This is a genomic window from Rossellomorea vietnamensis, from assembly GCF_008180415.1.
Classification (GTDB): domain Bacteria; phylum Bacillota; class Bacilli; order Bacillales; family Bacillaceae_B; genus Rossellomorea; species Rossellomorea vietnamensis_C.
In genome coordinates, this window is sequence record NZ_VTEI01000007.1 from 294659 (window position 1) to 318988 (window position 24330).

The window sequence follows — 24330 nt, forward strand, 5'->3', positions numbered from 1 at the left end:
ATCGCCTTCTTTTTATAATTTTGATTCTTATTTTAAATGCTTCATTACAACCGCTGCCATTGCATCAATGAACTCCGGCTTGGCATTTGGCATTTCCGGTCTGTAGTAGCTTGCGCCGATTTCATCTGTGACAACTTTACATTCATAATCATTATCATAAAGAACTTCCAAATGATCCGCCACAAAGCCTACTGGAATGTAAACAAATGTGTTATAGTTCTTTTTCTCATGCAAGTCTCTCGTCAAATCCTGGACATCCGGGCCGAGCCATGGATCAGGTGTGTTTCCTTCACTCTGCCAGCCGACAGCATATTCAGTGATTCCCGCTCCTTTGGCAATCAGATCAGCTGTTTCCTGAAGCTGATTCGGGTAAGGGTCTCCATCTTTGAGGATTTTTTCAGGAAGACTGTGAGCTGAAACGATTAAAACAGCCCCGTTCCGTTCTTCTTCCGTCATTTTCGCATAGGTATCTTTTACTTGCTTAACCCAGTAATCAATGAACTTGGGTTCATCATACCAGCTTTCAACCGAAGTGATGCTCGGACCTCCGATTTTAGCTGCTTCTTCCTTGGCACGTCCGTTGTAGGATTTAACACTGAAGGTGGAGAAGTGAGGAGCCAAGACGATTGATACTGCCTCTTGGATTCCATCTTCATGCATTTGCTGGACCGCATCTTCAACAAATGGCTCAATATGCTTTAAGCCAAGATACATTTTGAACTCCACTTCATCCTGGATGGCATTTAGATGCTCTTCAAGAGATTTACCTTGGTCAAGTGTGATTTTTGCCAAAGGAGAGATTCCGCCGATTGCCTCATAACGCTGTGTCAAGTCTTCAAGCATCTCAGGAGAAGGCTTTCTGCCATAGCGGATATGTGTATAATACCGTTCGATGTCTTTTTCTTTATAAGGAGTTCCATAAGCCATTACAAGGAGCCCCATTTTTTTCTTTGCCATATTGATTCACCTCAATAGTAAAATTCGTTGCTGCCTTATAGACAATTCTCTGCCTTGGAGACATTTCAGCATGGTCTATGAGCAGTATTTCATAAAGAATTACCCTTTTAGCTTCTGAGAACTGTATTCATGGATAAATGCCGTCAGCCTTTTCAGCGTTTCCGGCTTAACGGAAGGGAATACTCCGTGGCCAAGATTGAAAATATAACCCGGCTCCAGGACCCCTTGGTCGATGATTGCTTTTGCTTTATCTTCAATGACATCCCATGGAGCAAGAAGGATAGCAGGATCAAGGTTGCCCATGACTGTCTTGGAAATTCCATTTGAACGTGCTTCCTGGATTGGAAGCCTCCAGTCCAATCCGACAACGTCGATAGGAAGGTCATGCCACTCCTTGGAAAGGTGGCTCGCTCCTACACCAAACATGATCAACGGAACATTCTCTTTTTTTAACTCAGTAAAGATCTTTTCCATTGTCGGTTTGATGAATGTACGGTAATCCTCTACATTCAGCGCGCCAACCCATGAATCAAAGATTTGGAAAGCCGAAGCTCCTGCCTGGATTTGTGAGCGGCCATAGCGAATGGTCATCTCCGCTAATTTATCCATCAATGTGAACCAGGCTTTCGGTTCTGCGTACATGAACGCTTTCGTTTTATTATAGTTCTTCGAAGGTCCGCCCTCGATCATATAACTCGCTAGTGTGAAAGGTGCCCCGGCAAATCCGATCAGCGGTACAGACAGCTGCTCCTGAGTCAGCAGTTTGATGGTATCCAGCACATAAGGAACATCGCTTTCCGGATCAATTTCCCCAAGTTTTTCTACGTCTGCCAGCGACTGGATCGGATTGTCGATTACAGGGCCGATACCGCTTTTGATATCAACATCCACTCCGATTGAAGGCAGCGGGGACATGATGTCCTTATAAAGAATGGCTGCGTCTACGTCATATTGCTCTACAGGCAAACGAGTGACATACGCACAAATTTCCGGCTGATGAGTAATCTCAAACAGCGAATATTTTTCTTTCAGTTTTCGGTACTCTGGCTGGGAACGTCCAGCTTGTCTCATATACCATACAGGTGTATAATCCGTCCTCTCACCTCTGGCAGCTTTTAGAAATGTGTCATTCAACTTTTTCATATATATATATCCACCCTTCTGTAATCCTCTATGTACACCATTGTATTATATTTTGGCTTAAGAACAAAAAATCAAGCAGCAATACAGCCTATCCGTTCATATATCCCGTTTTCACTATAGACTTTTCCACTATAAAAGTATAGTTCAGGACATTAAATGTCATAAATTTGCCGATTTTTTTATGTCCTTTTGTTCAAAAATCCACCCCGGTTTGCAGGAGCCTCCCCAAAGCGCTATCATGAACATACAGACTTGATACATACTCATATTGAAAACCCAGAGTTTACCCGTATTAACCGAGGGGAAAGATAGCAATATAATCAAATCGGCAGGAGTGAAGTGAAAATGTATGTTTATTTAACAAGCGGAACGCACGACTTTCTAAAAACACTTGAAAACAAGTACTCGGATCAAACGTTGGTCCTGATGGATAATGCTGACACGGCTGTCCTTGTCCATGAAACAGAAGGTGAATCCGTCTTTCAGGAACCAAGACGCTACGAGGTGATCGACTCTACAGGCAGCCTTAAAAAGCACGGATTCATCGTCATCAACAATATCCCTGTTTCCGATGAGGGACGCCCTGTTTTTGAATACCGATTCAAAAACCGCGCAGGATTAATAGAAGAAGTTGATGGATTCATCGCCATCAGGGTGCTTCGCCCAATTGATACAGACACGTACGCCATCTTGACACAATGGGAAGATGAGCATTCCTTCAAAAAGTGGCAGGATTCACAGCAGTATGCCAAAGCTCATGAAAAACGAGGAACAGAAGACGGAGTGGATGCTCAAAGAAATATGTTCCCCCGTCCTTCCTATGTAACAAAATACAGCATCGCAGAAGACGAAGAATAAACCAAATACAGAAATGCCCCTCTCAGCAGCGCATGAATTCTAGGCCTCTGGTATGTGATAAAAGAATAATCTATAACGAAAAACGGCACAGATGAAATCAGTTAGCTGCAGGGGACATGCAGCTGAATTGTCTAGAGAGCTGCAATCACCCATTTAGCCGCGGCAATCAAATACCCCTTAGAGAAAAAAGGCAGCTTTCCTTTTGATCTCCAAGGGGTTTTTTTAGTGCCATATTTTTGTGCTGCTTCGGTCGGGAGAGACGTATTTCCATTGAGATAAGTATGATGTTGATGCTGCTTCGGTCGGGAGAGGCGTATTTCCATCGAGATATGTATGATGATGGGACTCTTCGGTCGGGAGAGACGTATTTCCATTGAGATAAGTATGATGTTGATGCTGCTTCGGTCGGGAGAGGCGTATTTCCATCGAGATATGTATGATGATGGGACTCTTCGGTCGGGAGAGATGTATTTCCTGTGAGATATGTATGATGTTGGGACTGCTTCGGTCGGGGAAGACGTTTTTCCGCTTAGATATGTATGACGATGGGGCTGCTTCGGTCGGGAGAGACGTTTTTCCGGTGAGATATGTATGATGATGAACCTGCTTCGGTCGTGGAAGACGCCATTTTCATCAAGACATGTTTGAGAGGACGATACTTAGGTCATTAGAGCCGTGTATCCCTTCAACTTACTTAGGAAAACAAGGGACTAAGTCATGTTGAGTGTTTACGAGAACTGGATTCCAGAACACTGGCTAATTTCCAATATGAGAATACTTTCCCATCATTCCAAAAAGCCGGTCCACAGTTTCAATTGCGGACCGGCTTTCTCATTAATTAAGAGAATTTGATATAGGCCCTTTTCAAGTCAAGAACCTACTCCCTGCTGTTAGTTCCCGGGACCATTAAGCAAAATACCATTCCGGTTGGCATAAATGGCTGCCTGTGTCCGATCGGCCACACCCAATTTACTGAGGATATTGCTGACATGGGTTTTGGTCGTTTTCACCCCTATAAACAACTCCTCAGAAATTTCCTGATTGGTCATCCCTTCTCCAAGGCATTTCAGAACTTCTATTTCCCTGGCTGTCAGATCCTCATGCAGCTTCCTTACTTGTGGACGGAATCTGCTCATCATCTTGTCCGCAACCTTTGGGGCAATCACGCTCTCTCCTTTAGCTGCTTTATAGACTGCAGAGGTTACTTCATCTGCACTTGCAGTTTTCAATAGATAGCTGTGGGCACCTGCCTCGATTGCAGGGAAGACTTTCTCATCATCATAATAACTTGTAAGGATAATAATTTTACAATCCGGCAGAAACGTAAGAATTTCCTGTGTAGCTTCAATTCCATTTCCGTTCTCCATCAATAGGTCCATCAAAATGATCTGCGGCTGATATAACTTTGCTAGCTTAACCGCTTCATTTCCGCTGGATGCTTCCCCAAGAAACTCAATTCCATCCTCAGTCAGCAGGTAGGTTTTCATCCCAAGCCTGACCATTTCATGATCATCCACGATCATCACCTTGATTTTATCCATTCCCGCTCTCTCCCTTTTCTTTTAAAGGTATTCTTATATTAATATATGTTCCTTCATTTTCTTTTGACCTGATTTGAAAAACGCCGCCAATCTCTTCACACCGCTCTCTCATTGTCTGCAGGCCGTAGGATGTCATTTTTTGCTGATTGACGCTGAAACCTTTTCCATTATCGCTGATGTACAAGGTCAAGGTCGAATCGATTCTTTTGGCTGCTATCTTTATTTGAGTAGCTTCAGCGTGGCGAAGGATATTGGAGATCCCCTCTTGCACGATACGAAAAAGGTGGGCTTCCGTTCCCTTTGTCAAACCTTCCAAGTTGTCCAGCTCGGGGGTTATTTCAATTGGAGTTTTTTCGATTAATTCACTAATCAGCTTCTTTAACCCTTCAGCCAGATTTTCACCCTTAAGATCAATCGGCCTTAGGTGAAGCAGCAGTGCCCTCATTTCTCCTTGAGCTTTTGCGGCGATTTCGGCTACCTGCTGTAAAATGGGTTCTGCATCCTTTGGTTTGTTTCTCACCGTTCTCACAGCCGCTGATGACAGCATATTCAGAGCAAACAGCTGCTGGCTGACTGAATCATGCAAGTCTCTTGCCAGTCTGTGTCTCTCCTCCATGACTGCCGCCTGGTGGGCCTGTTCTGCTAACTCCGATTTCTCATCGGCCAGCCTTTGCAGGATTTTCACCTGTTCTTGTATATAAACAGCCAGTTGGTTCAGTTCGTCTGTGATGATTCCAATTTCATCCTGCTTGCTGTCTTCCACTCTGGCAGAAAACCTTCCGCTTCTTAAAACGGATACAAAGGTGGAGATATCATCGAGCCTCCCCTTGAACAGGGATCCGGTCCTGACCCCGAAATAGATACTGAGCGACGAGAACAGCAAAAAGATAAGGAGAGTCAGATAAAGAGAGCCAGCCAGCGTGATAGAAGGGATATCTGTCATCAGAATATAGAATTGAATGATCAGAAAGAAGATCAGGGTACCCATAAGCGCCATCATGAAAAAACTTCTAAAAAACCAAAAACGGATATTCATAGATTTATTCAACAGAAACACCCCCTCATACCTTGTTGATCCGGACAGAGCCGATGGAGTACTCTATCTCAATTTTCAACTTCTTCTCTGCTTCTTCATATCCCGGAGACCGATAGCTCAGATTCGGCTTGATGTCCGAGGACTTTTGTCCGAAAATCTTAATATCTCCAATACTTCCTGCAACGTAGATATCAACCGGAATATCCTCTGGAATCAGCATTTTCACGTCACCTATCCAGCCCTTTATCTGGATGGGCGTTTCTCCCTCAGGGACATATGCCTTACTGATATCAAAATAATAATCTCCAATCATGTTATACAGCCTCATGGGCTCCAAGGGCCAATTGGGCTGATTGAACTTTACATCTCCTATGATAAATCCGCGGTTTACTTTTATTCCTTTTTTCTTCCTTCTCTCATTGTGCAGTTCTGTTTCATCCTCAAAAGGATAATCATCCGTTATCCTCACTCTGATCCGGCTTTTCTTCCATAACACCATGAAGGCGAAACCGATTAAGCTGACCGGCCACAATTTCCACCAGTCCCAATAGCTGAACGCCATAACCCCAAATACATCGAGAAGCAGCAGCCCTCCATAAATAAAAAGAAACAACCCCATGGTGAACTTCAAGGTTCTTCTCCATTTCAAACTTGTGTAAAGCCACTTCACTCCCTCAATAAGGATGAGAAAAGGGATAAATATGACAAATAACTGTTTTATTTCCAAGGAAATGACACCTATATTGATTAAAAGAAACACGACTCCTGTAAATAATAGAATTGCAGAGAAAAACCATTGTTTTCCGCCAGAATTATTCATTCTTCCACACCGCCTTTTACCATACTTTCTTCATTTCGCTGATTAATGCAAAATCCCTTTAATTATTTCACTGCTTTGCTTTCATTTGGCTGTTTTCGTAACCTTTGCTGCCATTCCATATAAATTTAAATTTAGAAAACGATAGCCATAATTGAAGGTAAATCGCCTGTAAAGCAAGAAAGAAAAGAGCCGCTCTCTCTGTTTAGAAAAAACACTAAAAAATTCCGCACTTGTGATTTTTTCGAATGTCCAATTCATGTGAACACAGTCTTTCCTTTTAGGACGTTTCTTCATATAGCCCCGGAAAGGAGCTTTTGCAATTAATAATCGTCTAACAGACAGTCCTTATCACCCTTAACTACAGTTTACCTCTCCTTCCTCTAAACTAAGAGGAGCAAGGGCAGGATTCATCCTCCGTCCAGAGGCGGATTTTTTCTTTCCAGTCTCTTCACCTTCACTATTTTAATGAATAGTCTGTAGTACAAAAAGGCAGATGCCCCTTTTTGAAGTAAAAATCATGTGAGGGGGAGTATCCATGCTGGTGGAATTGACTGCATTACACTGGCTGTATTTAGTTTTTATCGGGTTAATCATTGTTTTCATGGTGTTTCGGAAGGATACGACCATCGTTTGTATATCAGGGATCTTTCTCATTGCCCTTGTTGCCAGCGGTTCATTGACCAGTTCTGTCAGCAGTGTTTTTACAAGCTTTATTTATGCCATCACAGAACTTTTATCCACCATCCTGGTCATTTCAATTATTGTCGGAATGAGCAGGACTCTCACAAAAACGGGAATCAATGATGTAATGATCAGTCCTTTTGCGAGACTGATTAAAACCCCTGCTCTTGCTTATTGGACCATCGGTATCGTCATGATGCTGATTTCCTGGTTCTTCTGGCCATCTCCTGCAGTAGCCCTTCTCGGAGCAGTACTGGTACCTGTTGCTCTGCGTGTCGGACTTCCAGCTTTAGGAATAGCAATGGCGATGAACTTATTCGGTCATGGAATTGCGCTTTCCGGCGATTTCGTCATCCAGGCTGCCCCCAAGCTGACTGCAGATGCAGCAGGACTCCCGGTTTCAGAAGTCATTCAGGCGAGTATCCCTCTTGTTGCTGTTATGGGGATCGTTACAACGGCTACTGCATTCTTTCTTATAAAAAGAGACATGAAAAGAGGAATTATGCGAGTAGAGGATTCACAGCTTCAGGAAATTGAAAAAGAACAAGGGCCGGAGCTGCTGAGTTCAGGTGCAAAGAAATTTTTCGCGCTGATGATTCCTGCGCTGTTTGCCCTTGATATCCTTGCCATGTTTTTGTTCGATCTGCAGGGAGGCGATGCAACAGCTCTCATTGGAGGAACATCGGTTTTTATCTTGCTCATCATATCCCTAGCCGCATACAAGACAAAAGGATTGGAGCAAACCACAAGTTTCATTATCGATGGTTTTCAATTTGGGTTTAAAGTGTTCGGGCCCGTCATTCCCATTGCGGCTTTCTTTTACCTTGGAGATTCCGGGTTTTCTGTGATTATTGGAGAAGGCATTCTTCCTGCAGATTCTGCCGGAATCGTCAACGACTTAGGAGGAGCTCTCGCAGCTGTTGTCCCCCTCTCCAAAGCCGTCGGAGCGGTAACCCTCACTACTGTGGGAGCCATCACAGGGTTGGATGGGTCGGGGTTTTCAGGAATCTCACTAGCAGGTTCGGTGGCACTGCTCTTCTCTGACAGCATCGGTTCAGGAGCAGCAACCCTGACAGCGCTCGGACAGATTTCTGCCATCTGGATAGGGGGAGGCACCCTTGTCCCGTGGGCATTAATTCCCGCTGCAGCAATTTGCAATGTTGATCCATTTGAACTGGCGAGAAGGAACTTGGTCCCCGTTTTAGTCGGCTTGACAGCTACTACCTTCACGGCAATGTTTCTCATATAACCTTCAGCCTTTTCGAATGAAAGACCTTAATATCCAGAGTTTTATCAGCAAAAAACCAGAGCTGAATGCCCTGGTTTTTTGCTATATAATCTTCTCATTCCGTTGGCATCCTTTACTTGGATATCACTCTTAAATGCTCTTCTTCATTGATTATTATTTGCATTTTTTGATTTAGCTATAGAGGTAATGGTGTCAGCAGAAAACATAATTAAAGCAAAAGTGAGTATATCACTCTTTCCGCCAAGCAGGAATAAAACAATGATTAAAGCTAGAAATCCTATTCTTACTAGAAATAGCAGCGTTTTTTTCTCTTTAACAAACTTCTGGAATTCAGGTGTCTGAGGAAGATAAATACCAGTGGCTGCAGACAGCATTAACAAAGCTATCTTGAGGAAATAGTCATTCCAAAAGTAACCTCCAAGAGCAGCCAGAGTTAGAAATGAAGATGTTGAAATCAAAAATAAGGCTGCAGTGCCAAGGATAAAATTTTTCTTTGTTTTTAATGTTGAAACAACCATTATAGTTATTCTCCTTCTTCCCCTTATGACAGAAAAACAAATTCCGCTAACCTGTTGAAATAGCTCTTTATCAATTAGACGGACAACCTATTAAGAAAGTTTCAGATTATTGCAATAACCGTTAATGAAATATCCATACATCTTATAATTCTTTGCAAAAAATTGAATGAGGGCATTGTTAATACAAGGCTGTTCTCACATTTGTTGGTGCTTTGGGATATCCCCTGGTACTCCAGAATCGGGGGAGAAGCTGTATTATGGTTATTTTTCGAAACTAATATCAAATGGCAACAAAGTTACGAAAAGATTTACAACAAATAAAGCTGGTCTAATTTTCATGCGAATCAGTTTGCAATTTACACTTTAAATTTGAGATTTACCAGCCAAAACGATCTAAGAGTGAGGCGAAAGCCCGCTCTTAAGATTCATCTTATTAATAACATTATTTTTTAGTTTAAGATATACATACTCGCATAGAACATAATAGGAAAATCCAATCAGAAAACCGGCAAGTACATCTGATGGATAGTGCGCAGCGTCCACAACCCTGCTGAGACCTGTCAAAAGTGCCAAAGATACAGCAGCTGCATAAACAGCGAATCTGCCTTTTTCGGAACTGATCACCGCTGAAATAAAGAAAGCCAGCACCAGCATAAAGATGAGGCCAACCATCGCGTGGCCGCTTGGAAAACTAAATCCTTCTTCGCCATGCAATGCTTCGGGTCTTCCTCTTTCCACTGCTGTTTTCAAAAATTTATTTATTAAATTTCCTCCGCCGATGGCCAAAACAGTAAATATGATGCCGATAAAATTTCGTTCTTTAAAAGCCAGCCATAGTATCAGAATTACACTGACCGAACCAATGACCAATTCGCTTCCCATTATAGAAAAACACAGCAAAAAAGGTACCTTTTTCAATAAGGAAAAGAGCGGCTGATCAAACCAATGTATGTAATCTGTTGAGATTAGTAAAAGAACTGCCATGAACGTAGTGAACGTTATCCAACCCCATATGATTTTTTTCTTGAACATATTTCACCTCCCCTATATGTTTTAACATACTTTGAAGTCTTGCAGCTATATAGTATTCACCTAAGCAAATTCAGTGAAGGAATGATATAATATTCTTAATTTTCATATATTTAACAACAGTAAGGACGTTTTAGGGAGGAATGGGAATGCTTAATCAATTGTATGAAAAACTGGAAAGTGACTGGGAGGAAATGATAGAAATCAGGCGTTATCTCCATCAGAATCCGGAAGTTTCATTTAAAGAGGAAAAAACTGCTCAATATATTGTTGATTTCTATCGGAACCTGGATATCGAAGTAACCGAGGGAGTTGGCGGCAATGGCGTCGTTGCGAGGATTCAAGGAGGAAAGCCTGGGAAAACGATTGCTTTAAGAGCTGATTTCGATGCTCTTCCTATCCAAGATGAAAAAGAGGTCCCCTACCGTTCTAAAGTAGAAGGGGTCATGCATGCTTGCGGCCATGATGGACATACAGCCACATTACTGGTACTGGCAAGAGCTATGAATGAAATCAAGGCAGAACTGCCGGGATCCTATGTATTTATCCATCAGCACGCAGAGGAATATGCACCTGGAGGAGCAAAACCAATGGTGGAAGCTGGCTGCCTCGAAGGAGTCGATGCTGTATTCGGCACACATCTCTGGGCGAGCGAGCCGGTTGGTAAAATTCAATACCGTACAGGTCCCATCATGGCGGCGGCTGACAGATTCGAAATAACAATACAAGGTGCCGGAGGACATGGAGCCCAGCCTCATAAGACAAAAGATTCTATTGTAATCGCATCACAATTGGTCGGTACTCTCCAGCAGATTGTCAGCCGCAGAGTGAACCCTATTGAACCTGCTGTTGTCACCATAGGCTCGTTTACAGCAGAAAATGCATTTAATGTTATTGCGGATACAGCCAAATTGGTTGGTACTGTCCGCACCTTCAGTGAAGAAACCAGGGATTTTATTATCGGTGAAATGGAAAGAATCATTAAGGGCGCCTGCTTCTCAGCTGACTGTTCCTATACATTTAACTATGATAAAGGCTACCCGGCTGTGGTAAACCACAAGGAGGAAACAGAGCATCTTATCGGTGTTGCAGAAGGCGTAAAAGGAGTCAGTGAAGTAGAAGAGTGTGAGATGCAGATGGGTGGAGAAGACTTCGCCTACTATCTGCAAGAAGTTCCGGGCACCTTTTTCTTTACCGGTGCAAAGCCTGAGGGAGTCGACACCCCCTATCCCCATCACCACCCGAAATTCGATTTTAATGAGAAAGCAATGCTGACTGCTGCGCGTGTTCTGGCCAGCGCGGCTATTACTTACGCAGGGTAACAGGGATGCCGGTACATTATGTGCCGGCTTTTTTTGATTTGTGAGCACTGAAGGACATCATCTCCACAAAAAACAAACATCATGTACCGTGCTTCCCTGGCAAAAAGGTCGCTATCCTGCAAAATATAAAAAAATGCACTCCGCTCACCCAGCGAAGTGCATCTTGATAAATACTGAAGCAAAAAATACTATGAAGACTGCCTGTTAAAATACCTGCTTCTATAGGCATAAACAGCTGCTTCCCCCAACTCCTCCAATAAGCCATAATTGGCATAGGCACCGACAACTGCCCCTATACCCGGTATGAGCTGGAACATCTTCACAAAGTCGATATAATCACGGTATTCCTGTTGAAACACTTTCCAATCCATCTCTACCAGTTCCTCTTTATTTTCATCCCAGCGGTCGATAATGGAAAACACTTCGCGGCGGTGTTCATCACTGGAAAAGGCCAGCTGAAAAATGTAAAGCACGAATAACCTTTCCTCATAAGACGATGGATCATAACCATGAATCTTGGCAGCTTCATACAGATATTTCATCTTAATGGAGAGCAATAAAGGAAAGTCTGCCATGCCCAGAAAAATCCCTCCGGCGCCTGTCCCTGCCCCCTCAAGAGCAGCTGCCTTTCTGTAAAATGACAGCCTTTCCCCCATATGCTTTTCCTTTTCTTCCAAACTCTCTGGAATGGCTACTTTGTTGCTGGAAGTAAACCCCGAACCAGCCAGTGTCACCTTTACCATATTTTTAATGCTGTCAGTTATGACTGTGTGCACCCGCTCAGGAATAACCGAGTTGAATTTTTCCTGAGCTTTCTTAGCAGTACGATTCAATATTCCCGACCTTTTCAGTTTCTTTCTCTTCCAGGTATCCATATCGTTTTGCGCGTCATTTTCAAAGCTGTTCATCTGCCACACCAGTCCCTTTCATTCTTCCTTCGCTGTGAAGCTTTTCCTGATCCACACTTCTATTGCCGCTGCCGGCGGATGAATTTTTCCGATAGCACCCATCTATAAACAAAGCCTGTTATAGCTTACGAATGAAGAAGGGCAGAGTTTCACTCAGGAGTCAAATTTCTTCAGTCTCTGAATGAGATAAGAGAAAGAAAATACAAAGGAGAACAGCAGACCCGCAGCGAGCATCAAAGCTGAACCTGCCCATTGCCCGCTCACAAGCAGGGCTATTGAAAACAGAATCGCTTGGACGATCAATGACCATAGCACCACTTTTTGAAATGACTGGTTCTTGATCCCCTGGGCTGCCGGGTAAAGCGATACCCATATTTTATAATCAAACCGCTTATACATAGGAATAAGCTGGAACCCTGTCAAATACATGAACAGCAGGCCAATCGCAATGCCAAGCCAAAGTGTATCGCTGAAAAAGAGAATGACCATGGCAATCAGTGATAAGCGAATATATAAACCGAAATATTCACTGGTCCTGAGAAGGGAACGGGCATATAAAAATGTAAAAGTCTGCTTTTGCTGATACTTGATTGTATTCAGCAAGCCATCAAGCCACCTTCTTCTGTGCACTTTCCCTTTAAGCTTTGGCACATCTGTAAACATATTCGCCATTCTGTAAAACAGCAGCATCCTTTGCTCTTCCAGGGAAATCAGCACATCCCATTTCAGGCTTTTCTCTTTTACAGATAACTTGAAATAAAATAAGTAACCCAGAAGGATGATTGCAACAACGGCAGCCAGGACCATAGAGGCGTCGCTCAGGACCATATATAAGAAAACGCCATTTAACGCGAACCTGATGACATAATCAACAAGATGAGCCTCTCGTTCCTGGTTTTTCAAGGTGTACCACCGCACATAGAGATTCCAAACCTTCAGCCCTAAAAGAAGCGCCAAGAGAAGAAAGAAGGATTGAAATCCCTGCCCGGTCACCTTCACATACATAGGCATCATTGCCGCCAGTACAAGGAGCAGTATATAGGACTGGGAAATGAAGCTTGTCCATATCCCTTTTTGAAAGAATGATTTCATTCGGCTCTCCAATGGAAGCAAGAAGACTGCATCTGCTTCGCGCAGGAAAGTGTATACAGGACTCCAGGTTAGAATGAGGCCAAGTATGACTGCCATGATCAAAGGAGCAGGAAAAGAACCGTCCAGAGTCGCAACCCACTGATTGTATGTAAAAGCACCCCCGCCCAAGGCAAAAATCAGGACAAACAGGAGATGGTCATTGAACATATAACGGAGGTATTTCCTGAGTTCGGTATTATATTCTACTACCCTTTTTTTCCAAATTTCATCGATATTCTTCATTGATCCATTTCTTCCTTTGTCAGTTCAATATAGATATCATCGAGAGTTGCAGACGGCATGCCAAATTCCTGGCGAAGTTCCTGCAGCGTCCCTTTTGCTCTTATTTGTCCATCATGAAGAATGACAAAAGAATCGCAGTACCTTTCAGCAGTAGCCAGAATGTGAGTCGACATAAGGATGCCAGCTCCATTTTTTTTCATTTCCTCCATCCAGTTCAACAGGGATTGAATGCCAAGTGGATCAAGACCAACAAAAGGTTCATCAATGATATACAGGCTCGGCTGCACTAAAAACGCGCACATGATCATGACCTTCTGCTTCATCCCTTTGGAGAAATGGGAAGGAAACCAGCCAAGCTTCTTTTGCATGCGGAATTCCTTCAGCAGCCCCTCTGCCCTCTTTTTATATTCATCTTCTGGAAGGCCATAGGCCATGGCCGTCAATCTCATATGCTCCTCCAGGGTCAATTCGTCATAAAGGATGGGGGTTTCCGGTATGTAGGCAAACTGTTTGCGATATTCATCTGTATCGCTTTTTAACTGAAGACCATTTATGTTGATTTTCCCCTGTTTAGGCTCCATCAACCCAATAATATGTTTGATTGTCGTACTCTTTCCGGCGCCATTCAAGCCGATTAGGCCGACAATTTCATTAGAATCAATACTGAATGAAATGTCTTTTAAGACTGGTTTTCTCGTATAGCCTCCAACGAGATTTTGAATATCCAAAAGTGACACAAGCAACTCCCTCTCTTTCTGTTGTTGATTTCATTTTAGCAAAGCGAGTGATTCCAGGCTATGCCGGAACCTTACTGCTCATAATATATTCCATGTTTTTCCTGTAGTAAGATGAACAATATTGGCCATCATAATGGAGGAAGGGGACAGCAAATAAAAAAACGGGGTGGTTGTTAAAGACCGGTATCCGATTTAAACGTTTGCTTTCAATAATTTTAGGGGATGGTCGTCATGCATAGTATTGGACTGTACTCACACCATAATTTTTAACATACTTTAAAAATGAGGTGTTTATCAAAGAGAAAAGACTGTCAATGAACTCTTAAAGTGTAAAAAGCTATAAGGTAAGGGGATGGTCGCTTTGAACCAGAGTCAGACAAAACAGAATCTCTATACTCACTGATCTTGCAAAATAATGCAAAATGAGGTGTTTATCGCAGAGTATTCAGACGTTCCACAAATGAACCTATAATATAGTCCCCCTTCAAATGGGGCTGGCAGAGGGTGATGCAGATATTGCCTTCTTGCCAGCCCCTTCTTTGTCCTTTCCATCATTTCACTTCTTGTGATAAAATCAGAAAAACACAGAAAGGCGGGATAGTATGAGTGACTGTATTTTTTGTAAAATCATCGACGGAGAGATTCCTTCCTCCAAAGTGTATGAAGATGAACACGTCCTTGCATTCCTCGATATCAGCCAGGTGACCAAGGGACACACTCTTGTAATACCGAAAGTACATAAAGAAAATGTTTATGAATTGACAGAAGAAACGGCTGCCAGGATTTTTTCAGCGGTTCCGAAAATCACAAATGCAATCAAAGCCGAATATAATCCCATCGGCTTAAACCTTCTCAATAACAACGGCGAAGATGCAGGACAATCGGTCTTCCATTTCCATTTGCACATCATTCCCCGCTACGGACAAGGCGATGGATTCGGAGCCGTATGGAAAACACACACAGATCAATACAGCCCTGACGATCTGAAAGAAATTGCTGAAGGGATCAGCAAGCATTTTTGAACTACCCACCACTTACCGCCCTTACAGGTCGCTTGAAGTGGGGGATTCCTAAGAACACAAACCTATTGGTTCATTTTTGGTTAGGCTATCCCCGCAGTCCCTGCGGTTAATCGCAATGCTTCATTGCAAAGATTTATACTTGCGTTAAGATCCCTTTGATGGCTGCTTTTACAAGTTGGACACGTCCATTCACGCAACGCAAGATCTTTAACGGCTTTATACTTATGATTACATACAGAACATAGCTGGCTGGAAGGGAAATTTTTCGCTGCGGCTATCACCTGTTTACCGTACCATGATGATTTATATTCCAACATAGACCTGAATTGGGCCCAGCTTACTTCGCTGATCCCTTTTAAAAGGTCTTTGTTTTTTAACATGTTTTTGACGGACAAATCTTCAACGCCGATAATGTCGTGGTTTTTGACTATTTCGGTAGAGATTTTGTCCAACATATCTTTTCTTGCATTACCTATTTTTTCGTGCAGCCGGGCAACTTTCTTTTTTTGTTTAGTCCAATTCGAAGAACCCAATTGCCTCCTTGAAAGAATGCGTTGGGCAATAATTATTTTCTTTTCTAGTGTACGGAAAAAGCGGGGGTTTTTATAGGTTGTGCCATCTGAAAGAGTTGCGAAATCCTTCAAACCTACGTCGATTCCGACAGAGGTGCCAGTTTTATTATAGGGTTGAACTGCTGATACAGCCAAAATTGAAACGAAGAACTTACCCGAAGAGCTTCGTCGAATGGTGGCGTTCATTATACGTCCTTCTACCTCACTACTCTTGGCAAAGCGAACCATACCGAGTTTAGGCAATTTGATGTGTTGATCTTTCACTTGTATATTCCCGTTCACAAACTTTGTGGTATAGGATTGAACAGGATTCTTCTTCGATTTGAAGCGAGGTAAACGATTTTGTTTCTTGTAATACCGTGTGTAGGAATCATGAACGATTTCAACTGATTTCTGAAGGGCAATACTATCGACTTCTTTTAAGAATGAATAGGTCTTCTTGAGCTCTCGAACAGCTTTGATGGATTGGTTCTTGTTGAAAAATTCACCTTTCCAATTGTTCTGTGAAAGCTGCCCATTCTGTACCATTTCATTTACGATAGACCAATAAGCGTCTTTGTTCTTTTGTTTCCCAACAAAATAGTTGTAGATGAACCGGCAACAACCGAACGTTTTATTGATTAATTCAATCTGTTCGTGATTTGGATAGATCCTGAATTTAAAGGTTTTTTTGACATTCAAATGGTTTCACCTCCTTGTAGTAATTATACCAAGAAAGATGGCACTTTAGGAACATATGTTCTTTCAAAGTATTTTTAGTAAAGACCAAAAGGCAGGCGATTCATCTCCCCCTTACCGTTGGACTATGCCCTTCACACGCTTGAAGAGGGAGTTTTCTCGTCTTTTTCAGATAAAATAAACATACCTTTACTTATTACACAGCAGAACGAAAACTCCTCCTAACCCGGGGAGTTTTTAAATTTCAATTTTTCAGGCTCTGTAACTTTGCTGCTATGTGTTACTAATTCCGAAAAGAACAACCTTCATTCACTGGAATAACCTAGTTGGCATGAAAAGAGCTCCTATCCCTGATTAAAAGAGAATTCTTAGTATCCGGGGAAAAATCCGGCTCTTGGGATTTTCACGAAAGCAGCAATTTATGCGAAAACAATCATTTTTCAACTTCGTGATAATGCTTTCTGCTGAAGGTTTACGACACTCGATGGGCGTCATTCCTCTTCCCGGCTTGCACAATGAATTCATGGAAGCATTTTGATTAAGAAACAGGATTCTTCAAAAATACGTCCAAAAAATACACTAGAAAAGTTCAGACTGAAAGCTGTTCATGCGATCCCCGCTGTGATATACTAATTTTAACTTTTCGCTGCCGGCAATGAGTGCACGGCGGGAGAAGCACAGTTGAGAATAGAATAGATGAGGAGAGATGAGAAATGAACACAAAATCTTTGGTCGCATTATCACTGTTAGTAGGAATAGGTGCTGTACTGCATGCTGTCATCCCTGGAGTTTTTCTTGGTATGAAGCCTGACATGATGCTGACAATGATGTTCCTGGGTATTTTATTATTCCCGGATAAGAAAAATGTTTTGCTGCTCGGAATCACCACTGGAATTATTTCCGGTTTAACAACACAGTTCCCGGCAGGCTTTGTCCCGAACCTGATCGACAAACCGCTTACTGCTTTTGTCTTTTATCTGATGGTTCTGGGAGTTAGAAAGTATTCAAATTCAATTGCTGGAACTATAATACTTACAGCCGTCGGAACAATAATCTCAGGAATTTTCTTCCTGACTTCAGCTTACCTGATAGTTGGCCTTCCAGGAGCTTTTATTGGATTGTTCGCCGCTGTTGTACTGCCGGCGACACTGGTCAATGCAGGAGCAATGTTTGTGGTTTATCCACTCGTTACTACAATTATCAAGCGAACCAGCTTCGCTCAATCTGTATCATCATAAACATCGGCCTTTTGCCGTATTTACAAAGGAACCTGCCTTGGGTTCCTTTTTATTAGGTTCTTTTTGTAAGGCTCTTTTCGTAAACTTTGTTGCTATTTCACACTAATCCCGAAGAAACAACCCTAATTCACGGGTATAACCTCGTAAATAGGAAAAGAAAAGAGCTGCTCTTCCCCGATTTTAGATAAATTCCGTAAGTAACAGTATTTGCGAATACAGCTTTTTATGATGAGCTGTTTTTATACAGATGGCCTGCTTTAGGGAAAAATTTTCGGGCTCCCCCTTTGTGACTGCAGACTTTCTTTCTGAACAAGGATAAGCTGCTCTTATTTACTGCCTATTATTTCTGATGAATAATGACGGTCGTTTTCCATTGTTATAAATACCACCAATGTTTAAGAAAAGAACTTATTAATTCAGAAACCTACTTCACTGCAACCCACAATAATACTCCCAGAATTAAGGTTATGACTCCTCCTGATCCCAGCACCCCGGCTCGTCTCCTCAAAATATTTTTAGGCGGGTACATCCCCGGCTTTTGGGCAGCCATAAAATAGTGGACCGTTCCAAAGAACAATATAGCGCTCAACGCGAAAAATCCGAATATAATTCCATCCACATCCTCCACCCCTTCCTTTTCCAAGGCTATTCAGAAAAAATTAGTCTGCAGGTAAGAAGCTGCTCACGCTATTCCATAAAAATAAAGCACTTCAATAGACATTCTCTAAACGACCCTATAAATCATGTTTATGCCGAAACGAGAAGGTTATGAGAAAAGTTGATTAGCGTTTTGCCGAAAAGGGTAAAAAGGATATAAAGGATAAAATGTCGAATACTAATTCAAGATTAGATTTGGGGGAAGTTAAATGAAATTTAAATCAGTAACCTTCGGGATATTAGCCGGAAGTGCAATTGGAGCAATCGCCACACTTCTTTCTGCTCCTCAGTCCGGAAAAGATTTGAAAAGACAAATCAACAAGAATAAAGACGAATGGAAGGCTGTTTTGACAGAGATTAAAACCAATGCAGTCGAGGTAAAAGATTCAGTTTCCCGTCTTACATCTGAAAGTAAAAAAACGATCACTCATGTTAAAGATGACATGCAGAGTTCCATTCAGACCTGGCAGGGAGAAACAGAACCAAACATACAGCATATCAAGGATGATATTACCGCAATAGAACAGCTCGCTGATAATATGGAGCAAAAAGTCAGTAAACAATAACTTTAGAAAGCCCTGCAAAATTTTACGCAGGGCTCTTTTTCTTTCTAAATGCAGGGAAAATCTTCGAATATAGAGAAAAAATACTCCCTTTCAAAAAATTTAGTAAATTTAAACCTTTATTAATTTTTATTTTATTGGCATAATAAAAGGGAGAGAGTTGCAAGACTTAAAGATTAGTTGAATCAGACACGGTGAATCAATCAACTTTTGCAAAGCGGGTGAATCATATGGACGAAAGAGAATTCTCCATGAAGGAAGCTATGTTGTTCAGCCAAAGAATGGCTCAACTGAGCAAGGCCTTATGGAAAGCGATTGAAAAAGATTGGCAGCAGTGGATTAAACCCTACGACCTCAATATAAATGAACATCATATTTTATGGATTTCCTACCATTTGAAAGGTGCTTCAATTTCAGATGTAGCTAAATTCGGGGTTATGCATGTATCAACAGCTTTCAACTTTTCTAAAAAGTTGGAAGAAAGAGAATTGCTTCGCTTTTCCAAGAGGGAAAATGACAAACGCAATACCTATATCCAGCTTACTGAAAAAGGTGAAAGCGTTTTACTTGAATTAATGAGGAATTATCAGCCGGAAAAACATTCAATCTTTCAGGGCGTTACCCCGCTCAGGGAGCTATATGGCCGCTTCCCCGATATGATTGAAATGATGGCTGTAGTGAAGAATATTTATGGAAATGACTTTATGGAAATCTTCGAAAAATCTTTCCATAATATCGAAGCAGAATTCACTGAAGAAAACGGCAAGCTTCAAAAAATTTCTTCTGATGACAGGTTCTGACTACAGGTTGCGTTTCAGCTGTGCCATTAACAAAGGATACAATTTTTGAGCGGTACATGCATGAATTACCTCTTGAGGGGTCAATCGCGAGTTTAATTCCTTTGTAAATTCCTTGAAAAGCGGAGCAAAAAATACAAATCCTTCCGCTTTTTGTTCTTGGTATTTAATGTTCAATCTTTCACAAAGTTCATAAAATTCTTGAACCTGTTCTTCTGTCAGTTCTTTTTTAATGACAAGCCTGTAAAATTCGTATCCTCTTTCTGGAATCATTTCCAATAACAGCTTCTGTTGAAATTCAATTCTTTCAATCCTCTTCAATAAATCGACCATATAGACACCTTCTTTTATCTTAGTTAACTTTTATAAAATCACAAACCACTCTTATACTGCGAACATGTTTTAAGTCTTTCTAAAAGCCCTTCCAATTTTTCCTTTCTTAAATAATATCAAATGCCCTTGAAACATGCTATCAGCCTGTTTTCCAAGCTCTTTATCTACAGTAGATTATAGAAAAAGTTATTTGAATATTTTTTTTACAAATTAATGTTATTTTCCCTATTGATTTTTTCGTTCAGACGACGTAAAGTATGAAAGCGAAAGATCAAATCAAACTTGTCGTCTAATGGAGGCGATTTTTTTATGCATTGCTGGAAAACAATTAATTTGGAAAAACAATTCGGCCACAGCCGCGTCATGCTGCTATCTGCTATTGTGATGATGATGGTCTTCACGATCATCTATGTACCTGTCAATCTCATACTATCTGAAGATCTTTATGATAGTCATTTTTATTTCTTTCTGTCGGGTATGCTGGTTATTTACCCATTGCACAAGCTGCTGCATATAGTACCGATATTGACTTATCTGACTAAAATTAAATATCAAGTGAAACGTCATTTATTTTTTATTCCAATCGTCTCTTTTCGTGTGGGAGAGCCCATTTCCAAAAACCGTTTTATCTTAGCGCTTGTGTTTCCCTTTTTCACGATTAACACATTGCTGCTTGCCGGTTGTGTTCTCATGCCCCATTATTCACATTATTTTACGATTCTCACGGCTTACCATACTGGAATCTGTACAATTGACTTTCTGTATGCAAAATGTTTGCTCTACTCTCCAAGAGATGCGATGATTGAAGAAAATGAAGACGGATACGAAATATTGAACCTTCAAAGAGGCAGTATATAGATTATTCAGCATAGACCCCCTTTAGATTATGTTGAATTCCATATCTATTGCGCCTCTTCTTAATTTTTCAGGACTTCATTCTACCAATTTAGAGGATATTTTGGTATCGTATAGCATATAGGAGATATAGGGAGGGGATAAAGTGATCTCCATATTTATCATTTTTTCAGTATTTATCCTTTATTTTATAAACCAAATGACAAACTCGCTTTGTCTGCAAAAAGAAATACCTGAAGAAAGACAGCCAAAAGTCTTCAGGACCATAAACATACTCATAACCATACTCTTGATCTCATCATACATAGAAATATTGTATGCATAACAGAAAAGCGGAGCCGACTGTCTTGGCCCGACAAGCGCTGACGCAACAAAGAAAGGAAGCCTGCACTTTGGCTTCCTTTCTTTGTTGTGCAGCGACTCGAGGGACAAGGAGGCGGAGCTGGACAGCCTTGGAAGTGGAGCCGGCTCTTTCAGCTCCGACATGCACTAGGGCGAAAAACAGTGGAGGTCTGCTCTTGGACCTCTGCTGTTTTTTGTCTAGTGACACGAGGAGCTAGCCGGCGGAACTGGACAGCGAAAAGTGGAAGGCCTTATACAGACCCGACAAGCGCTGACGCGAAAAAGGAAGGAAGCCTGCACTTGGGCTTCCTTCCTTTATTGTGCAGCGACTCAAGGGGCAAGGAGGCGGATCTTGGACAGTGTAGGAAGTGTAGATCTTCCTCTAATATCTACCGCTCAGGCTCAGAGGTACATCTCTTCTGGATTTCCCTTTTCCGTATCTTGCTTTGTCAGCGAGGTACATCACATCGCAATTTTCTTCTTTTCATGTATCTCGCTCCCACACCGAGGTACATCACATCGCAATTTCTTTCTTTTCATGTATCTCGCTCCCACACCGAGGTACATCACATCGCAATTTTCTTCTTTTCATGTATCTCGCTCCAACGGCGAGGTACATCGCATCGAGATTTTTTTCTTTTCATGTATCTCGCTCAAACGGCGAGGTACATCACATCGCAATTTTCTTCTTTTCATGTATCTCGCTCCCACACCGAGGTACATCACATCGAGATTTTTTTCTTTTCATGTATCTCGCTCAAACGGCGAGGTATATCACATCGCAATTTCCTTCTTTTCATGGATCTCGCTCCCACACCAAGGTACATCACATCGTGACTCTCTTCTTTTGAGTACCCCTCTCCCGCTCTGGCTGCAAGAGGGATTATTTCTAAGGAAACATAAGGGATTGGCGAACTTCTATATGTATTTAACTTACCCTGCTGAACACTTCTTCACTAAAGGCTCTTTTCGTAAACTTTGTTGCTAATTAATATCAACTCCAAAGAAATATCAATATTTATAAGGAAAAATACAGTAATGCCGTAAAGAAAAGAGCTACTCTTGCTGATAAGAGTTAAAACTCTTAGTATCCGGGGGAAAATCGGCTCTTGGGATTTTCCCGAAAGCAACAATATATGCGAAAACAGCCCCCCTAAAATACAACAGCGGACCGCCGCTCAGGCAGTCCGCTGTTTTTATGGTTTTATATTTTCAAGCAGTTATTAAACCCAAGCTGCTCCGATGATAATCAACAAAATGAACAATACAACGATTAACGCAAATCCTCCGCCATATCCGTATCCACCTGACATAAGACGCTTCCTCCTTTCTTAATGAAGCATAAGGCAACGAATTGCCTTATGCTTATCGAGGTTAAATTATAGCCAAGCTGCACCTACGATGATTAACAAGATGAACAATACTACGATCAACGCGAATCCTCCGCCATATCCGTATGAGCCACCCATAACTTTCCACCTCCTTTAGAAGCGCTACTTTATCCTATTCAAATAATCATTTTTTGTTTAGGCGCATTACATGTTTCCTTTGAAAAAACTTAGCAAATGTAGGCTGCACCTACGATAATTAATAAAATGAACAGCACCACAATCAGCGCAAATCCTGAGTTATTTCCGTAGCCCATTTTTATTACCTCCTTTTTTCTAGTCAAAATATCTTATGTATGAAGAAGAGATTTGGGTGTTATATATGCCCATTTTTTAGAAAACACTCCATTAATATGTTTATTTTCCTGTTAAGTTTGTGATATAGTATGTTTTGTAGTTTTTAGACAAACCTTATTGACAATACAAACAATTAGGAGATGTTATACCTATGAAGAAATGGATTTTGACAATGTCTTTAGCAGCTGGTGTTATCGGGCTGTCAGCCTGCAGTAATGGAGATGACAATGGTAACAGCGAAGTAGTGGCTGAGACTAAAGCGGGAGATGTTACGAAGGAAGAACTTTTTGCATCCATGAAAGAGAAGTTCACTCCTCAAATGGAACAGGCTCTGCAGGAATTGGTTCTTACAAAAGTTCTTAGTGATAAATATGAAGTGTCTGAAGAAGAAGTAGATGAAAAGTTGAATGAAGCGAAAGATCAACTTGGACCTCAATTTGAAATGTTCTTATCTCAATATAATCTGGATGAAGAATCATTCCGCGAGTATCTGGAGCTGCAGCTGCTTCAGGAAAAAGCAGCTACTGCTGATGTCGAGGTATCTGAAGATGAGTTGAAAGAATACTACGATAATTGGAAACCTGAAATCGAGGTGCGCCACATCCTTGTCGATGATAAAGAGACAGCTGACGAAGTGAAACAAAAGCTTGAGGATGGCGCTGCATTTGAAGACCTGGCAACGGAGTATTCCAATGACCCGGGCTCTGCGGAGAATGGCGGAAGCTTAGGATGGGTTGATTCTGAAGGCAGACAGAGCTTTGTGCCTGAATTCTCAGAAGCACTGGACAAGCTTGAAACAGGCAAAGTCAGCGAACCTATTCAAACTCAGTATGGCTTCCATATTATCGAAGTAACGGATAAGAAAGAGAAAAAGCCGTTTGATGAAATGAAAGATGAACTGGAAAATTCATTGAAGTTATCCAAAGTCACTCCTGAAAAGATTCAGCAGACAATGAAGGCGATTGTTGAGGACGCAGGACTGGATATTAAAGACGAAGACCTTGAGAACAGCTTCGAACAAATTTTGAACCCTCAGGAAGCACCGGCTGTGCCTGAAGAGGGAGATACACCAGCTCCAGCAGAAGACTTACCAGCTGAGGGTGAAGATGCTCCTGCTGAAGGAGAAACAACAGAAGAATAATCGAGTAGGAGGGGGTGACTAACCCCCGACCTCTCACACCACCGTACGTACCGTTCGGTATACGGCGGTTTCAATTAAGTCAAACGCAAAGTTTGATATCTCATAAGCAGACTCTTGAGCCCTTGATTCGACCAGTATTGGTTATCAAGGGCTCTATCTAAGATGGGGCTTTTAGCGATACGCCAATAACCCAACCTAGTATTTGCCCATTCCCAAGCCTTGTTAGTTTGTATTCCTAACTTCGTTAGGTTTCTATGTTTTGTTTTAACTTTCT

The 24330-nt window shown here is 41.7% G+C and carries 26 protein-coding genes and 1 pseudogene; 10 read left to right on the forward strand and 17 right to left on the reverse strand.

Annotated elements, in window-relative coordinates; translation table 11 throughout:
• Positions 1-27: 27 nt before the first annotated feature.
• The gene (gene hemH / locus FZC78_RS15155) at positions 28-957 is read right to left on the reverse strand and encodes a ferrochelatase (RefSeq protein WP_148940809.1); all 930 of its coding nucleotides are present in this window, start codon (positions 955-957) and stop codon (positions 28-30) included.
• A gap of 99 nt (positions 958-1056) precedes the next feature.
• Complete coding sequence (gene hemE, locus FZC78_RS15160) at positions 1057-2100, reverse strand: uroporphyrinogen decarboxylase (protein ID WP_148940811.1); 1044 nt, start codon at positions 2098-2100, stop codon at positions 1057-1059.
• Positions 2101-2445: 345 nt separating this feature from the next.
• Here hemE and FZC78_RS15165 point away from each other — a divergent pair, with 345 nt between their 5' ends.
• Positions 2446-2958: an antibiotic biosynthesis monooxygenase family protein gene (locus FZC78_RS15165; protein ID WP_148940813.1), complete on the forward strand. Its 513-nt coding sequence runs from the start codon at positions 2446-2448 to the stop codon at positions 2956-2958.
• 890 nt (positions 2959-3848) lie between these two features.
• Here FZC78_RS15165 and FZC78_RS15170 read toward each other — a convergent pair.
• The 3 genes from FZC78_RS15170 to liaF are packed head-to-tail and all read right to left on the reverse strand — an operon-like array spanning position 3849 to position 6355.
• Positions 3849-4499 carry a response regulator transcription factor gene (locus FZC78_RS15170; protein ID WP_148940815.1) on the reverse strand — a complete coding sequence of 217 codons (651 nt, stop codon included), beginning with the start codon at positions 4497-4499 and terminating at the stop codon, positions 3849-3851.
• A complete protein-coding gene (locus FZC78_RS15175) occupies positions 4492-5547 on the reverse strand; it encodes a sensor histidine kinase (protein ID WP_252183637.1) in 1056 nt (351 codons plus the stop codon). Before FZC78_RS15175 ends, FZC78_RS15170 begins: the two co-directional genes overlap by 8 nt.
• A gap of 13 nt (positions 5548-5560) precedes the next feature.
• Entirely contained in the window at positions 5561-6355 is a 795-nt protein-coding gene (gene liaF, locus FZC78_RS15180; protein ID WP_148940817.1) for a cell wall-active antibiotics response protein LiaF, read from the reverse strand.
• Between the two features lie 535 nt (positions 6356-6890).
• On the opposite strand from liaF, the gene FZC78_RS15185 reads away from it, so the two are divergent.
• Positions 6891-8285 carry a hypothetical protein gene (locus FZC78_RS15185; RefSeq protein ID WP_148940818.1) on the forward strand — a complete coding sequence of 465 codons (1395 nt, stop codon included), beginning with the start codon at positions 6891-6893 and terminating at the stop codon, positions 8283-8285.
• 143 nt (positions 8286-8428) lie between these two features.
• Here the strand turns inward: FZC78_RS15185 and FZC78_RS15190 are convergent, their stop codons facing one another.
• Complete coding sequence (locus tag FZC78_RS15190) at positions 8429-8803, reverse strand: hypothetical protein (protein WP_148940820.1); 375 nt, start codon at positions 8801-8803, stop codon at positions 8429-8431.
• Between the two features lie 393 nt (positions 8804-9196).
• Positions 9197-9835: a phosphatase PAP2 family protein gene (locus FZC78_RS15195; protein WP_148940822.1), complete on the reverse strand. Its 639-nt coding sequence runs from the start codon at positions 9833-9835 to the stop codon at positions 9197-9199.
• Positions 9836-9981: 146 nt separating this feature from the next.
• Between FZC78_RS15195 and FZC78_RS15200 the strand changes: the two genes are divergently transcribed.
• Positions 9982-11154 (forward strand): M20 family metallopeptidase, encoded by a 1173-nt coding sequence (locus FZC78_RS15200; RefSeq protein ID WP_148940824.1) that lies wholly within the window; start codon positions 9982-9984, stop codon positions 11152-11154.
• Positions 11155-11342: 188 nt separating this feature from the next.
• Here FZC78_RS15200 and FZC78_RS15205 read toward each other — a convergent pair whose 3' ends face one another.
• The 3 genes from FZC78_RS15205 to FZC78_RS15215 all read right to left on the reverse strand — a co-directional run bounded on the left by FZC78_RS15205 (position 11343) and on the right by FZC78_RS15215 (position 14173).
• Positions 11343-12062 (reverse strand): EcsC family protein, encoded by a 720-nt coding sequence (locus FZC78_RS15205; protein ID WP_148940826.1) that lies wholly within the window; start codon positions 12060-12062, stop codon positions 11343-11345.
• A 153-nt stretch (positions 12063-12215) separates the two neighbouring features.
• On the reverse strand, positions 12216-13436 hold the full coding sequence (locus FZC78_RS15210) for an ABC transporter permease (protein WP_148940828.1): 1221 nt from the start codon (positions 13434-13436) through the stop codon (positions 12216-12218).
• Complete coding sequence (locus FZC78_RS15215) at positions 13433-14173, reverse strand: ABC transporter ATP-binding protein (protein ID WP_148940830.1); 741 nt, start codon at positions 14171-14173, stop codon at positions 13433-13435. Before FZC78_RS15215 ends, FZC78_RS15210 begins: the two co-directional genes overlap by 4 nt.
• 602 nt (positions 14174-14775) lie before the next feature.
• On the opposite strand from FZC78_RS15215, the gene FZC78_RS15220 reads away from it, so the two are divergent.
• Complete coding sequence (locus FZC78_RS15220; RefSeq protein WP_148940832.1) at positions 14776-15195, forward strand: HIT family protein; 420 nt, start codon at positions 14776-14778, stop codon at positions 15193-15195.
• Positions 15196-15275: 80 nt separating this feature from the next.
• Here the strand turns inward: FZC78_RS15220 and tnpB are convergent, their stop codons facing one another.
• Positions 15276-16448 (reverse strand): IS200/IS605 family element RNA-guided endonuclease TnpB, encoded by a 1173-nt coding sequence (tnpB, locus tag FZC78_RS15225; protein WP_148940834.1) that lies wholly within the window; start codon positions 16446-16448, stop codon positions 15276-15278.
• 710 nt (positions 16449-17158) lie between these two features.
• On the opposite strand from tnpB, the gene FZC78_RS15230 reads away from it, so the two are divergent.
• Positions 17159-17683 carry a tryptophan transporter gene (locus FZC78_RS15230; RefSeq protein WP_148940836.1) on the forward strand — a complete coding sequence of 175 codons (525 nt, stop codon included), beginning with the start codon at positions 17159-17161 and terminating at the stop codon, positions 17681-17683.
• A 424-nt stretch (positions 17684-18107) separates the two neighbouring features.
• Here the strand turns inward: FZC78_RS15230 and FZC78_RS15235 are convergent, their stop codons facing one another.
• Complete coding sequence (locus tag FZC78_RS15235) at positions 18108-18302, reverse strand: hypothetical protein (protein ID WP_148940838.1); 195 nt, start codon at positions 18300-18302, stop codon at positions 18108-18110.
• 247 nt (positions 18303-18549) lie between these two features.
• Between FZC78_RS15235 and FZC78_RS15240 the strand changes: the two genes are divergently transcribed.
• Together FZC78_RS15240 and FZC78_RS15245 are read left to right on the forward strand one after the other, a co-directional pair.
• Positions 18550-18906, forward strand: coding sequence for a YtxH domain-containing protein (locus FZC78_RS15240; RefSeq protein WP_148940840.1), 357 nt, complete (start codon positions 18550-18552; stop codon positions 18904-18906).
• A gap of 227 nt (positions 18907-19133) precedes the next feature.
• A complete protein-coding gene (locus FZC78_RS15245) occupies positions 19134-19703 on the forward strand; it encodes an HTH-type transcriptional regulator Hpr (RefSeq protein WP_148940842.1) in 570 nt (189 codons plus the stop codon).
• Here FZC78_RS15245 and FZC78_RS15250 read toward each other — a convergent pair whose 3' ends face one another.
• Positions 19704-20033: a DUF1878 family protein gene (locus tag FZC78_RS15250; RefSeq protein ID WP_148940844.1), complete on the reverse strand. Its 330-nt coding sequence runs from the start codon at positions 20031-20033 to the stop codon at positions 19704-19706.
• Between the two features lie 309 nt (positions 20034-20342).
• Here FZC78_RS15250 and FZC78_RS15255 point away from each other — a divergent pair, with 309 nt between their 5' ends.
• Entirely contained in the window at positions 20343-20891 is a 549-nt protein-coding gene (locus FZC78_RS15255; RefSeq protein WP_148940845.1) for a DUF3267 domain-containing protein, read from the forward strand.
• A 142-nt stretch (positions 20892-21033) separates the two neighbouring features.
• On the forward strand, positions 21034-21213 hold the full coding sequence (locus tag FZC78_RS24330; RefSeq protein WP_113928232.1) for a hypothetical protein: 180 nt from the start codon (positions 21034-21036) through the stop codon (positions 21211-21213).
• Positions 21214-22453: 1240 nt separating this feature from the next.
• Here the strand turns inward: FZC78_RS24330 and FZC78_RS15265 are convergent.
• The 3 genes from FZC78_RS15265 to FZC78_RS15275 form a co-directional block, all read right to left on the reverse strand.
• Positions 22454-22543: a YjcZ family sporulation protein gene (locus tag FZC78_RS15265; protein WP_044022973.1), complete on the reverse strand. Its 90-nt coding sequence runs from the start codon at positions 22541-22543 to the stop codon at positions 22454-22456.
• A gap of 66 nt (positions 22544-22609) precedes the next feature.
• The gene (locus FZC78_RS15270; RefSeq protein WP_044022974.1) at positions 22610-22699 is read right to left on the reverse strand and encodes a YjcZ family sporulation protein; all 90 of its coding nucleotides are present in this window, start codon (positions 22697-22699) and stop codon (positions 22610-22612) included.
• An 89-nt stretch (positions 22700-22788) separates the two neighbouring features.
• Positions 22789-22875, reverse strand: a complete 87-nt coding sequence (locus tag FZC78_RS15275) for a YjcZ family sporulation protein (protein ID WP_148940879.1) — start codon at positions 22873-22875, stop codon at positions 22789-22791.
• Positions 22876-23066: 191 nt separating this feature from the next.
• Here FZC78_RS15275 and FZC78_RS15280 point away from each other — a divergent pair, with 191 nt between their 5' ends.
• Positions 23067-24056 (forward strand): peptidylprolyl isomerase, encoded by a 990-nt coding sequence (locus FZC78_RS15280; protein ID WP_148940847.1) that lies wholly within the window; start codon positions 23067-23069, stop codon positions 24054-24056.
• A gap of 74 nt (positions 24057-24130) precedes the next feature.
• Here the strand turns inward: FZC78_RS15280 and FZC78_RS24020 are convergent.
• Positions 24131-24330, reverse strand: a pseudogene (locus FZC78_RS24020) (group II intron reverse transcriptase/maturase); the annotation flags it as partial.